The organism is Pseudomonas sp. R151218B TE3479 (assembly GCF_053629195.1).
This window is the reverse complement of record NZ_JBRJHV010000001.1, coordinates 5124311-5137605: the sequence shown is the minus strand read 5'-3', so window position 1 is coordinate 5137605 and position 13295 is coordinate 5124311. Positions and strand designations below refer to the sequence as shown.

13 protein-coding genes are annotated in these 13295 nt (G+C 59.9%); 7 read left to right on the top strand and 6 right to left on the bottom strand.

What is annotated here, in order from left to right:
* Positions 1-25: 25 nt before the first annotated feature.
* Both AB7M32_RS21985 and AB7M32_RS21980 read right to left on the bottom strand, forming a co-directional pair.
* Entirely contained in the window at positions 26-307 is a 282-nt protein-coding gene (locus AB7M32_RS21985; RefSeq protein ID WP_053122949.1) for a hypothetical protein, read from the bottom strand.
* A gap of 115 nt (positions 308-422) precedes the next feature.
* Complete coding sequence (locus AB7M32_RS21980) at positions 423-635, bottom strand: hypothetical protein (RefSeq protein WP_072411522.1); 213 nt, start codon at positions 633-635, stop codon at positions 423-425.
* 234 nt (positions 636-869) lie between these two features.
* Between AB7M32_RS21980 and galU the strand changes: the two genes are divergently transcribed.
* From galU to ahpF, 4 genes are all read left to right on the top strand, one after another.
* A complete protein-coding gene (gene galU / locus AB7M32_RS21975; RefSeq protein WP_003182953.1) occupies positions 870-1709 on the top strand; it encodes a UTP--glucose-1-phosphate uridylyltransferase GalU in 840 nt (279 codons plus the stop codon).
* A gap of 304 nt (positions 1710-2013) precedes the next feature.
* Positions 2014-3369, top strand: a complete 1356-nt coding sequence (gene gorA / locus AB7M32_RS21970) for a glutathione-disulfide reductase (RefSeq protein ID WP_454251350.1) — start codon at positions 2014-2016, stop codon at positions 3367-3369.
* 248 nt (positions 3370-3617) lie between these two features.
* A complete protein-coding gene (gene ahpC, locus AB7M32_RS21965; protein ID WP_047227636.1) occupies positions 3618-4181 on the top strand; it encodes an alkyl hydroperoxide reductase subunit C in 564 nt (187 codons plus the stop codon).
* Positions 4182-4305: 124 nt separating this feature from the next.
* Positions 4306-5868 carry an alkyl hydroperoxide reductase subunit F gene (ahpF, locus tag AB7M32_RS21960; protein ID WP_454251349.1) on the top strand — a complete coding sequence of 521 codons (1563 nt, stop codon included), beginning with the start codon at positions 4306-4308 and terminating at the stop codon, positions 5866-5868.
* A 176-nt stretch (positions 5869-6044) separates the two neighbouring features.
* Here the strand turns inward: ahpF and gloA are convergent, their stop codons facing one another.
* Positions 6045-6566, bottom strand: a complete 522-nt coding sequence (gloA, locus tag AB7M32_RS21955) for a lactoylglutathione lyase (RefSeq protein WP_454251348.1) — start codon at positions 6564-6566, stop codon at positions 6045-6047.
* A 195-nt stretch (positions 6567-6761) separates the two neighbouring features.
* On the opposite strand from gloA, the gene AB7M32_RS21950 reads away from it, so the two are divergent.
* The gene (locus tag AB7M32_RS21950; RefSeq protein ID WP_454251347.1) at positions 6762-7298 is read left to right on the top strand and encodes a DUF4946 domain-containing protein; all 537 of its coding nucleotides are present in this window, start codon (positions 6762-6764) and stop codon (positions 7296-7298) included.
* 108 nt (positions 7299-7406) lie between these two features.
* On the opposite strand, the gene AB7M32_RS21945 is transcribed toward AB7M32_RS21950, so the two are convergent.
* The 3 genes from AB7M32_RS21945 to AB7M32_RS21935 form a co-directional block, all read right to left on the bottom strand.
* Complete coding sequence (locus AB7M32_RS21945) at positions 7407-7772, bottom strand: histone-like nucleoid-structuring protein, MvaT/MvaU family (RefSeq protein ID WP_072411532.1); 366 nt, start codon at positions 7770-7772, stop codon at positions 7407-7409.
* Between the two features lie 224 nt (positions 7773-7996).
* Positions 7997-9541: an EAL domain-containing protein gene (locus AB7M32_RS21940; RefSeq protein WP_454251346.1), complete on the bottom strand. Its 1545-nt coding sequence runs from the start codon at positions 9539-9541 to the stop codon at positions 7997-7999.
* Positions 9542-9825: 284 nt separating this feature from the next.
* Positions 9826-10689, bottom strand: a complete 864-nt coding sequence (locus AB7M32_RS21935) for a LysR family transcriptional regulator (RefSeq protein WP_454251345.1) — start codon at positions 10687-10689, stop codon at positions 9826-9828.
* 240 nt (positions 10690-10929) lie between these two features.
* On the opposite strand from AB7M32_RS21935, the gene AB7M32_RS21930 reads away from it, so the two are divergent.
* Positions 10930-11874: a DMT family transporter gene (locus AB7M32_RS21930; protein WP_454251344.1), complete on the top strand. Its 945-nt coding sequence runs from the start codon at positions 10930-10932 to the stop codon at positions 11872-11874.
* Positions 11875-12125: 251 nt separating this feature from the next.
* Complete coding sequence (gene hppD, locus AB7M32_RS21925) at positions 12126-13202, top strand: 4-hydroxyphenylpyruvate dioxygenase (protein ID WP_060741677.1); 1077 nt, start codon at positions 12126-12128, stop codon at positions 13200-13202.
* Positions 13203-13295: the final 93 nt, after the last annotated feature.

The window sequence follows — 13295 nt, the reverse complement described above, 5'->3', positions numbered from 1 at the left end:
TGTATCGCCAATACAGGACACTCGCTTATTTACAGACCACCACGACACTGCGGCTGCTGAAGTTGCCGACGTCGACGCCCAGGGTCTTCTCGCTTTCCTTGGCCTGGGGCGTGCCGTCGGTGCCGACGATGCGGTAGCCGGTGCCGGCACAGGACGCATCGGCCTTTTCATAGCAAGTCGCCCAGGAATTGGCCTCGCCCGAGCAGTCGATGGCCAAGCCCTGCTCGCCATTATCGAGATAGGTTTTTTCGGCCGAGGCACAGCCCGCCAGGGCCAGGACTGTAAACAGCGCCAGAAGTGTCTTCATGGGATCGTCATCGAGGAGGAAAGGGCAACGGCGAGATTATAGCGAATGGCCATTGCGGTACAGCTAAACCAGCCTCGTTCGATGCCCGGGTGGCATTTACTAGAGGCCGGTCTGTTTATTTCTTGCGGCGGGGGCTGCGTGCGGGTGCGCTTTCGCGTTCATTCGTCGCTGGGGCAGCGCGTTCGTCCTGGAATACCGCAGCCACTTCCACTGCCATGGCCTTGCTAGGCAAGGGACCGGCGACCTGCTCGCCGTGGTAGTTGATAATCCACCACTGGCCGTCCTTGCCCTGGCTGACCGAATAACCGTTTGCGTTTCTTGCCGACATCTAACTGCCTCAATTGGCGTGATCAAGGACGCCATGATACGTCAAATGCTCGCAAACAGCGCTCACTGGCGTACAGTGGACCGCTGCTGCCATCGAAACGAAAGGCGATTGAACTATCCGCCGTTTTTTATTTCTCTATGATGGCACCGGTTGGCCAGTGCGGGCATTGTAAGGTGCCCGTCGCCTGATTAGACTGCGCCGAAACTCGTACACACCGCCTTTTCAAGGACTTATATGATCAAGAAATGCTTGTTCCCAGCAGCCGGTTACGGTACTCGCTTCCTGCCAGCGACTAAAGCCATGCCCAAAGAAATGCTGCCGGTGGTGAACAAGCCACTGATCCAGTACGGCGTCGAAGAAGCCCTCGATGCGGGCCTGACTGAAATCTCCATCGTGACTGGCCGTGGTAAACGCGCGCTGGAAGACCATTTCGACATCAGCTACGAGCTGGAAAACCAGATCAAAGGCACCGACAAGGAAAAATACCTGGTCGGCATCCGCAAACTGCTGGATGAGTGCTCGTTCTCCTACACCCGCCAGACCGAAATGAAAGGCCTGGGCCACGCGATCCTGACCGGCCGTCCATTGATCGGCGACGAACCGTTCGCCGTGGTCCTGGCGGACGACCTGTGCGTCAACCTCGAAGGCGACGGCGTGCTGACCCAGATGGTCAAGCTGTACAAGCAGTTCCGCTGCTCCATCGTGGCGATCCAGGAAGTCGATCCGCAGGAAACCAACAAGTACGGCGTGATTGCCGGCGAAATGATCCGCGACGACATTTACCGTGTTCACAGCATGGTTGAAAAACCAAAGCCTGAAGACGCACCGTCGAACCTGGCGATCATCGGTCGCTACATCCTGACCCCGGACATCTTCGACCTGATCGAACAGACCGAGCCAGGCAAGGGCGGCGAAATCCAGATCACCGACGCCCTGATGAAACAGGCCCAGAACGGCTGCGTCATGGCCTACAAGTTCAAGGGCAAGCGTTTCGACTGCGGTGGCGCCGAAGGCTACATCGATGCGACGAACTTCTGCTTCGAGAACTTCTACAAGACCGGCAAGGCTTACTGATAGCCGCCGCGCCTTGAAAACGCCCCGACTGGTTCGGGGCGTTTTTTTGCGCGCAGAAAAGTCTCTCGGACACAAGCAAACCCCTGTGGGAGCGAGCTTGCTCGCGATAGCGGTGAGCCAGTCAACATCAATGCTGCTGATCCGACGCCATCGCGAGCAAGCTCGCTCCCACAGGAATTGCGCTTGACTTGCCCATTCGATCCAGTTCGGCTGGCTTTTTCGTTTTCCGCCCCCATAACCAACCGCAACGCTGCCTCAGGTGAAAACAGCAGGTATGCTGATGACCTGCCGAAGGAGATAGAAAATGGCCTACGATTTTGACTTGTATGTGATTGGCGCCGGTTCCGGTGGTGTGCGGGCTGCGCGGTTCGCCGCCGGTTTTGGGGCAAAGGTGGCCGTGGCGGAAAGCCGCTACCTGGGCGGAACCTGCGTCAACGTCGGCTGCGTGCCGAAAAAACTGCTGGTCTATGGCGCGCATTACGCCGAGGACTTCGAGCAAGCGTCGGCCTATGGCTGGACGGCGGGCGAGGCGAGTTTCGACTGGGCCACGCTGATCGCCAACAAGGACCAGGAGATCAATCGTCTCAACGGCATCTACCGCAACCTGCTGGTCAACAGCGGCGTCGTGCTGCACGAAGGGCATGCCAGGCTGACCGGCCCCCATGAAGTCGAGATCAACGGCCAGCGTCACACCGCCAGGCATATCCTGATCGCCACCGGCGGCTGGCCGGTGATCCCGGACATTCCGGGGCGCGAGCACGCCATCAGCTCCAACGAGGCGTTCTTTCTCAAGGCGCTGCCCAAGCGCGTCATCGTGGTGGGCGGTGGCTACATTGCGGTGGAGTTCGCGGGGATCTTCCACGGCATGGGCGCGCAGACGTCGTTGCTGTATCGCGGCGAACTGTTCCTGCGCGGTTTCGACGGTGCGGTGCGCAAGCACCTGGCCGAAGAACTGACCCGTCGTGGCCTGGACCTGCAATTCAACGCCGACATCAAATCCATCGAAAAACTGGACGACGGCAGCCTGAGGGTCGAGCTCAAGGACGGCAAAACGTTGATCACCGATTGTGTGTTCTACGCCACCGGCCGGCGGCCGATGCTCGACAATCTCGGCCTGGAGAACACCACCGTCGCGGTGGACGAGAAGGGTTTTGTCAAGGTCAACGAAAAATACGAGACCACCGAACCGTCAATCCTGGCGATTGGCGACGTGATCGGTCGCGTCCAGCTCACCCCCGTTGCCCTGGCCGAAGGCATGGCGGTGGCGCGGCGTCTGTTCAAGCCCGAGCAATATCGATTGGTGGATTACCGGATGATCCCCACCGCCGTGTTCAGCCTGCCGAACATCGGCACGGTGGGCCTGACCGAGGAGCAGGCCAGGGAAGAGGGGCATGAGGTCGAGATCTTCGAAAGCCGTTTCCGGCCGATGAAGCTGAGCTTGACCGACTGCCAGGAGCGCACCCTGATGAAACTGGTGGTGGATGCCCAGACCGACAAGGTCCTGGGTTGCCATATGGTCGGTCCGGATGCCGGTGAAATCGTCCAAGGCTTGGCCATCGCCCTCAAGGCCGGTGCCACCAAGCGCGACTTCGACGAGACCATCGGCGTGCACCCGACCGCCGCCGAAGAGTTCGTGACGATGCGTACGCCCCTCGCCTGACACGCCCCGTACCCGTAGCGTAGGAGCGTAGGAGCTGACGAGTACAACGAGGCTGCGATCTTTCCCCAGACACTTGAGTCCCAAGCGGATGATCGCAGCCTTCCCCAGCACCTACAGATTTTTTCTATCTATATAGATTCCTGATAGCCAAAACCAATCATTCACATGAGGTTTGCCAATGAGCCAGCCTGGGGATGAGTGGTTAAGATTCCCTCCATCAACTTCTCAACCCTGATGGAGAAACATCGATGCCTATCATCAACAGCCAAGTTAAACCGTTCAACGCTACCGCCTTCAAAAACGGCGAATTCGTCCAGGTGTCGGACGCCGACCTGAAAGGCAAGTGGTCTGTCGTGTTCTTCTACCCAGCCGACTTCACCTTCGTTTGCCCAACCGAGCTGGAAGACCTGGCTGACAACTACGCCGAGTTCAAGAAGTTGGGTGTCGAGATCTACAGCGTTTCCACCGACACTCACTTCGCCCACGCTGCCTGGCACAACACTTCGCCAGCCATCGGCAAAATCCAGTACACCATGATCGGTGACCCGACCCACGTCATCTCCCGCAACTTTGACGTGCTGATCGAAGAGGTCGGCCTGGCTGACCGCGGTACTTTCGTGATCAACCCTGAAGGCCAGATCAAGATCGTCGAAATCAACGACGGTGGTGTAGGCCGCGACGCTTCCGAGCTGCTGCGCAAGGTCAAGGCTGCTCAGTACGTTGCCGCTCACCCGGGCGAAGTCTGCCCAGCCAAGTGGAAAGAAGGCGAGGCCACCCTGGCTCCGTCCCTGGACCTGGTCGGCAAGATCTAAGTCTGTGAGTCATCCGAGGGCGATCCGCTCTTAATCAAGTAAGCCGCTTCGCCCCAAAAAACGCCCGGGCGAGATTCGCTCGGGCGTTGTTTTTTCTGAAATTCACAAAATGGAAATCGCCCGTATGTTGGACGCCAATCTTAAAGCTCAGTTGAAGTCATACCTGGAACGGGTCACCCAGCCGATCGAGATCGTCGCCTCCCTCGACGACGGTGCGAAATCCCAGGAAATGCTCGCGTTACTCCAAGACGTTGCCAGTCTTTCCGACAAAATTACCTTGCTCGACAACGGTACCGATGCGCGCAAGCCGTCGTTTTCGTTGAACCGCCCGGGAGCCGATATCAGCCTGCGTTTTGCCGGCATCCCCATGGGCCACGAATTCACTTCGCTGGTGTTGGCCCTGCTGCAAGTCGGCGGCCACCCATCGAAGGCCAGTGTCGAGGTCATCGAACAGATTCGCGCCCTTGAAGGCGAGTTCAACTTCGAGACCTATTTCTCGCTGTCGTGCCAGAACTGCCCGGACGTGGTCCAGGCGCTGAACCTGATGGCGGTGCTGAACCCGAACATTCGCCACGTTGCCATCGACGGCGCGCTGTTCCAGGCCGAAGTCGATGAGCGCCAGATCATGGCCGTGCCGAGCATTTACCTGAACGGCGTGAACTTCGGCCAGGGCCGCATGGGCCTGGAAGAGATTCTCGCCAAGATCGACACCAGCGGCATCGAACGCCAGGCTGAGAAAATCAGCGCCAAGGATGCTTTCGATGTGCTGGTGGTCGGCGGCGGCCCGGCTGGCGCTTCGGCGGCGATCTACGCGGCCCGTAAAGGCATCCGCACCGGTGTGGCGGCCGAACGTTTCGGCGGCCAGGTGCTCGACACCATGGCCATCGAAAACTTTATCTCGGTCCAGGAAACCGAAGGGCCGAAATTGGCCGTTGCCCTGGAAGAGCACGTCAAGCAGTACGACGTGGACATCATGAATCTGCAGCGTGCCGACGCCTTGCTGCCGGGCAAGGACGGCAGCCTGCATGAAATCAACTTCGCCAGCGGTGCGAGCCTCAAGGCCAAGACCGTGATCCTGGCGACCGGTGCCCGCTGGCGCGAAATGAACGTGCCGGGCGAGCAGCAATATCGCAACAAGGGCGTGGCGTACTGTCCGCACTGCGACGGCCCGCTGTTCAAAGGCAAGCGCGTGGCGGTGATCGGCGGCGGTAACTCCGGCGTCGAGGCAGCCATCGACCTGGCGGGTATCGTGGCCCACGTCACCTTGCTGGAGTTCGATGTGCAATTGCGTGCCGACGCGGTGTTGCAGCGCAAACTGCACAGCCTGTCGAACGTGACAGTGGTGACCAACGCCCAGACCACCGAAGTGACGGGGGACGGCCAGAAGGTCAATGGCTTGCGCTACAAGGATCGTCCCAGCGGTGAAGTGCGGGACGTGGAACTGGAAGGGATCTTCGTGCAGATCGGCCTGTTGCCCAACACCGATTGGCTCAAAGGCACCGTCGAGCTGTCGCCGAGGGGTGAGATTATCGTCGATGCCCGTGGTGAAACCTCGATCCCAGGCGTGTTCGCCGCCGGTGACGTGACCACTGTGCCGTACAAGCAGATCGTGATCGCCGTGGGCGAGGGCGCCAAGGCTTCGCTGAGCGCCTTCGACCACCTGATCCGCACCTCCGCGCCGGCCTGAGCGGCCGATCGCGGCAAAAGAAAAACCCCATGAGTCTTGGCTCATGGGGTTTTTTATCGCCCATCATTCTGTGGGAGCGAGCTTGCTCGCGATGGCGGTGGGTCAGCTTGCCTCAATGCTGAATGTGCTGCCCTCATCGCGAGCAAGCTCGCTCCCACAATGGACATCAGGACAGCTTACAGCGGCGCCGGCTGGATGATCTCGACCCAGTAGCCATCCGGGTCCTTGATGAAGGCCAGGCTTTTCATGCGGCCATCGGTCAGGCGTTTCTGGAAGTCACAGCCCAGTGCTTCGAAACGCTCGCAGGCTGCGACGATGTCCGGTACCGAGATGCAGATGTGGCCGAAACCGCGTGGGTCGGTGTTGCCGTTATGGTAGGCGAACGCCGGGTCGCTTTCGGTGCCATGGTTGTGGGTCAGTTCCAGGATGCCAGGGATCGACTTCATCCATTCGGTACGCGCCGCCGCGTCCGCCGGAATCAGGTTCTTGTCCACCAGCGCCAGGAAGTACAGGCTGAATTCGGCTTCCGGGAAGTCGCGCTTTTCCACCAGCGAGAAACCCAGCACGCGGGTGTAGAAATCCAGGGACTTGGTGATGTCCTTGACCCGCAGCATCGTGTGGTTGAAGACGAACCGGGCCGTGGCGGCGTCAGGTTGTGCGGTGACGCCAGGGAAAGTATTGAGTTCGTGCAGGCTCATGGGCCCTCCGGAAAATAAGTGGGGCAAACGGCGTCGCAAGCGTGGTCGCGACGGTTCCTGGGCTTGCGTCAGACGGCTTCCTTGCAGGTGCGCCCATGATACGCAAGGGGCGCGGCGTCGCCAAACCGCACGTGACTATTGCTTGGTACTGCCCTGGGCTTCAGACTTTACGATTCGTCCTTGAGTGGCCTCGCAATGATTCGACCGTTCCTTTCGCTGTTTGTCCTGCTGTTTGCCAGTGTTGCGAGTGTCGGTGGTGTCCAGGCCGCCGAACCGCAGATCCTGTGGCCCCAGGGCTGGGTGGTCGAGCCGCTGCCGGCGGACGCATCGGCCTCGGCGCCCCCCGGAACCCTGCGCCAACGGGCAACCAAAAGTGATCCTGCAGGCAACGCCGTGATGGTCATGGAACTGACCACCACCCCCGTCGAGCCCGATCATCAGGTCAACTTGCAAGGCGTATTGTTGGAGATGCGCAAGTCAATCCAGAAGGATTTTTTCCAAGGGGGTTACCAAAGTGTATGCACTAAGGTCCATGCCTCCATGTTGGGCGGCGTAACTGCGTTAGAAACCACTTGCACGATCACGCAAAACGGACGACATGTATTGTCTCAGGCACTCGTCGCGGCACTAAATGAGGGCAAGGCTTATGTGCTGTCCTATGCAGGGCAGGCGCAGGTGTTTGTTGAAAGCCAGGATGAAGTACAGTCGGTGCGAAACAGTTTGAAACTATGACGCCTTCAGCGTAATACGCCAATGGGTTTAATCCTAAAGTCTTGCCCATAAAAAAGCCCTGAGTGTTCAGGGCTTTTTTGCGTCTTGGGGGTTGTCAACCACGTACTGTCAACCACGCAGCCAAGAATCGACGGTCGCTGCACCGTACTGTTCTTTCCAGGCTTTCAGGCCGCGGTGATTGCCGCCCTTGGTCTCGATCAATTCGCCGGTGTGCGGGTTCTGGTAAACCTTCACCACGCGCGCGCGGCGTGTCTTAGTGGGCTTGGTCGATTGCAGGCTCGCCTTGGACGGGTTCGGGTCGAGGATCGCGACGATGTCGCGCAGGTTCTTGCCGTAGGTTTTCATCAGTCCCTGGAGCTTTTCCTCGAATTCGATTTCCTTCTTGAGCCCGGCATCGTTCTTCAGCGATTCCAGCTGCTTGAGCTGTTCTTGAAGGGCCTTTTCGGCTGCACGAAATTCAGCGAGTCTGGACAAAATGATTACTCCAATCAAAATATTTGGCTGATACCAACCGCAAACAAAGCTATAAGCCAAGCGCCTTGAAGCGACTCGGTGTTAATGACTCTCTCCTGTTATGTGGCACAGGTAGAAAAATTGTAGTAGTTAATCCGTAAAGTGTAAATCGTAACTTTTTCGTTATGTAACAACAGCAAGCGCATTTATCAATTGGCAGGACATCGTCAATAGATCGACGGCGGTTAACTGCCATTAGTGCCGGTCAAGGTCTCAACGAACGCCGGCCCGCTAATCGGTCGGCCAAATAGATAGCCTTGTAGAAAGTTCACCCCGTGGGCGCTCAGGTAGTCGCTTTGTTCGACGGTTTCGACGCCCTCGGCAACCATATCCAGGTCCAACTTGCCCGACAGTTCGATGATGCTATCGAGGAGGTGGCGCGACAGGGCGTCGGCCCCGATCATCGCGACAAAACTCTGGTCGATCTTCAGGAAGTCCACATTGAACTGGCGCAAGTACGCCAGGCTGGAATGACCGGTGCCGAAATCGTCGAGGGCGATCTTGACGCCCAAATCCCTCAGTTGGTCGAACAGTTGCCGGGTCACGGGTGTCGGTTCGATCAGCTCGCGCTCGGTCAACTCCAGTACCAGGGTCATCGCACCCGGTGCGAAGGCATTGAGAAACTCGCGGCAATCGTCCACCAGCGCCAGATCCTGGCAGTGACGGGCGGTGATGTTGATGCCGACATGAAACGGCGCTTCGAGTCGAGGCGCAAGCGGCACCAGCAGGTGCATGGTTTGCTGCATCAGCGCACGGGTCATGGGCACGATCACGCCGCTGTGTTCGGCGAAGGGAATGAACAGATCCGGGCGGACCAGGCCTTCCTTGGGATGGTTCCAGCGCATCAGCACCTCGACGCCGGCCCAGCGTTTGCTATCGCTGTGCACGACCGGTTGCAGGTAGGGCACGAACTCGCCGGCTTCCAGCGCCCGTTGCAATTCACGGCTGGGAGACGAGGCGCGCTGTTGCAGCCAGTGTCCGAGTGTCCCGGCCACAACGCCGAAGAAGATCAGCAGGCTGAACAGCGGCGGATATTCCCTGGCCATGTAGCGCCAGGTTTCACCCTCGTCGAAACCGGCTTCTACATTGAAGGCGTAGCGCGCTGAACCCAGTTCGGTCTGAGCCACCGGCGACCCGGGCAAGGGCGCTGGCCGGACCTTGCCGTCCGCGGCCAGCCAATTCGGCCCGACTTGCAGCCGCAGCCGGGTCTGCTGGCCGATCAGGCGCAGGACGTTGGCCAGGTGATACCCGTCAAGGGTGGCCAGGGCGCCTTGCCGGCCTTCAGTGAGCCGGTAGATCAGCAACGCGGTGTCCGGCGTGACCGGGTTGCCGTCCAGGAGCCACAGCGTGCCTTGGTGATAGTCGCTCGGGTTGACGCGTTCCTCGAAGGCCCCGAACAGCGAGCTGCAATAGAGGTCGTTGTCCCAGATCAGGTTGGTCGAGCGGACAAAGGGCCGGCGCGTCACCTGTTCGCGCAAGGCCAGCGTCACCGCTTCGCAGGGCTGGCCGGCCAGGGGCAATAGTTCACGGGCCGCCAACGCGGTGTTGTCGAGCATCAGTTCGATCTGCCTGACCGACTCCTCGGCGGTCTGCCGGGTGTGTTGCGCCAGCGTCCGTTCGGCTTGCATGTACAAAATGACCAGCCCCGACAGGATCGGCACCAGGCCGCAAAGCAGGGTGATCAGATAGCGACGGGGACGGGTGTGCGATCGGGTGGCGGTCAAGGGCATCGGCACAACCTGAGGAAAAGGGGATGAGGGGAGCATCGGATGCCGACCATGATAGATGGCCTGTCGGTGACTTGCCTGTCTGTGGGCGTGCCCGCGATTGTTGCAAGCCGACCCACCGCCATCGCGAGCGAGCTGGCTCCCACAGGTATGGGCGGTGGCCTTGGATTCTGCGAACGCTGCAGATCCCTGTGGGAGCGAGCTTGCTCGCGATGGCGCCGTGACGTTCAACCTCGATGCTAGCTGACTCGCCGCCATCGCGAGCCACCTAGGCCCCCAGCAGAGGCTCATGACTGTCGGGCCAGCTCGATGAACGCCAGGGTGGCGGGCGAGGCCTGGCGGCTGTCCAATACCGCCAGGCCGATCTGGCGCGGCACTCGCGGCGACAGGGGCCGGGTAACGTAACCGGGATTTCCATCGTCCGGCAACGATCCTTCGGACACCACGCTCACCGCCTCGCCACGCCTGACGACATCCAGGGTGCTGAGCAACTGCGAACAACGAAAACGCACGTTCGGTGTCAGGCGGGCGGCATTGAACAGGCGCGTGACCAGCTCCGACGATCCCGCCTCGGTGTGCACGAAGGGGTCGTTGCACAGGTCCTTGAGGCTCAGGCTGGCCTGGGCGGCGAGGGGATGTGAGGCGGGCAGCAGGGCGACCATCTGATCTTCCAGCAACGCGAACGTATCGAAACGCTCCTCGGGCAGTACCACGAAACCGACGTCGATCCGTCGTTCGTCCAGCCATTGGATGACCTGCCTGTCGGGCCCTTCGTCGATGTGCACTTCGATCCCGGGATGCAAGGCTCGATAGCGCCGCAGGATCCCGGGCAACAGTTTCATCGATGACGTCGGCCCGAACGAGCCGATGCGCAAGGTGCCGCGGCGCATGCCCCGGGCATCGGCGGCTTCCTGACGCAAGGTGTTGGCCAGCCCGAGCATGGCCCGGGCCCGCAGCAGCAACTGCTGGCCAATGTCGCTGAGCTCCACCACCGACTGATGGCGCCTGAGCAACTCCACGCCCAACTCTTGTTCCAGGGATTTGATGGCGTGGGATACCGCGGACTGGCCGATGCCCAAGCGCGTGGCCGCGGCGGTGAAACCCCGCAGCTCGGCGACCAGGGAGAAGATTTCGAGTTGAGTGAGGGTCATGAGTGATCGCTCATTTTACGATGACAAAGCATGAGCCTGATGATGAGGCATCTGATTCGAATCAGAAAGCAATACAGAACTTTGTGGCGAGGGGATTTATCCCCGTTGGGGCGCGAAGCGGCCCCCTCGAACTCCAGACACACCGAGTCGTCAGGTTTGGGGCCGCTGCGCAGCCCAGCGGGGATAAATCCCCTCGCCACAGGTTTTGTGAGTGACTTCACTTACAGGTTTCTGTGCACCATGAAAACCCTCGAACAAACCGTCTCGATCCCGTCGGACCTGCCCGTCTACCTGAAGCTCGCCATGGTCACCATGATCTGGGGCGGGACCTTCGTGGCCGGCCGGATCCTTGCCGATGCCCTGGCGCCGATGTTTGCCGCCAGCCTGCGGTTCCTGCTGGCGAGTCTCGCGCTGCTGGCGTTTCTCGTCCTGGCCGGGATCCCGCTGGCCAGGCCCACTATGAAGCAAGGCCTGCAATTGGCGGCGCTGGGGTTCTTCGGCATCTTTTTCTACAACCTGTGCTTCTTCTATGGTTTGCAGTACATCAATGCGTCGCGGGCTTCGCTGATCGTAGCCTTGAACCCGGCGGTGATCGGGCTGGCGTCCTGGTGGCTGTTCAAGGAGCGGCTGAGCCGCCTGAAAGTGGCGGGTATCGTGTTGTGCATCGGCGGGGCGGGGTTGGTGATTGTCAGTCGTGATCCGTCCTTGCTGCAAGGCGCGACGCAGGGCTGGATCGGCGACCTGTTGATTTTTGGCTGCGTGCTGGGCTGGGGCATCTATTCGCTGTTTTCGAAAAAGCTCAATGACAGTCTCGGCCCCTTGCAGACCGTGACCTGGTCGATTCTGCTGGGCACGCTGATGTTGTGGCTGACCTGCGCGGCGGCGGGCGAGGTTCGGCTCGATGCCCTGCGCGCGCTGGACATGGAGCAATGGCTGAGCCTGTTGTACCTCGGCGTGCTGGGCTCGGCCCTGGCCTATATCGCCTGGTATGACGGCATTCGCCGAATCGGCGCGACCCGGTCCGGCGTATTCATCGCGCTCAACCCGCTGACGGCGGTGCTGCTGGGAGCGCTGCTGCTGGACGAACGGCTCACGGCCTTGATGTGCGTCGGCGGGGGCGTGATCCTGGTGGGTATTTTCCTGTGCAACAAACCCCTTGCGCGCTCGAAGGAAAAGGCGATTTGATACAGAAGGCGGACAAATCAGGTTACGCTGTGTAGAATCGATTTACGCATATAAGAATAACGTCTTCTGGCAGCAGAAGCCTCGCCCGCAAGAGCCTTGGGTCGACAATGAAGATACTTGGGTTTCAACTGATCTACGGCGATTTCCTCGCCCGCAGCGTTCGTGGCATTTCCTGCGCGCCGCCCCGTGTCCTCAGCATTGCCTGCAACTAACGTTTTTTTGTTAATTGACCAGAATGATGAGGCGCCGACATGGCAGATCTATACGAAAACCCCATGGGCCTGATGGGCTTCGAATTCATTGAATTCGCATCCCCGACCCCCAACACCCTGGAGCCGATCTTCGAGATCATGGGCTTCACCAAGGTGGCTACCCACCGTTCCAAGGATGTGCACCTGTATCGCCAGGGCGCGATCAACCTGATCCTCAACAATGAACCCCACAGCGTGGCCTCGTACTTTGCCGCCGAGCACGGCCCGTCGGTGTGCGGCATGGCGTTCCGGGTCAAGGATTCGCAACTGGCCTACAAGCGCGCCCTGGAGCTCGGCGCTCAGCCGATCCACATCGAGACCGGCCCGATGGAGCTGAACCTGCCTGCCATCAAGGGCATCGGCGGCGCACCGCTGTACCTGATCGACCGTTTTGGCGAAGGCAGCTCGATCTACGACATCGATTTCGTGTTCCTCGAAGGTGTGGATCGCAACCCGGTGGGCGCGGGCCTGAAAATCATCGATCACCTGACCCACAACGTGTACCGCGGGCGTATGGCCTACTGGGCCGGCTTCTATGAGAAGTTGTTCAACTTCCGCGAGATCCGTTACTTCGACATCAAGGGCGAATACACCGGCCTGACCTCCAAGGCCATGACCGCCCCGGATGGCATGATTCGCATCCCGTTGAACGAAGAGTCGTCCAAGGGCGCGGGGCAAATCGAAGAGTTCCTGATGCAGTTCAACGGTGAAGGCATCCAGCACGTGGCCTTCCTCACCGATGACTTGATCAAGACCTGGGACCACTTGAAAAGCATCGGCATGCGTTTCATGACCGCGCCGCCGGACACCTACTACGAAATGCTCGAAGGCCGCCTGCCGAACCACGGCGAACCAGTGAATGAACTGCAATCGCGGGGCATTTTGCTCGATGGTGCTTCCGAGCAGGGTGATAAGCGCCTGCTGCTGCAGATCTTCTCGGAAACCCTGATGGGGCCGGTGTTCTTCGAATTCATCCAGCGCAAGGGCGACGACGGCTTTGGCGAAGGTAACTTCAAGGCACTGTTCGAGTCCATCGAGCGCGACCAGGTGCGTCGGGGCGTGCTGGCGACCGAGTAATACCTGTCCCATGAAAAAGCCCGCCCGGCAGTGATGTCGGGCGGGCTTTTTATTGAACCACGCAGACCCCTGTGGGAGCGAGCTTGCTCGCGA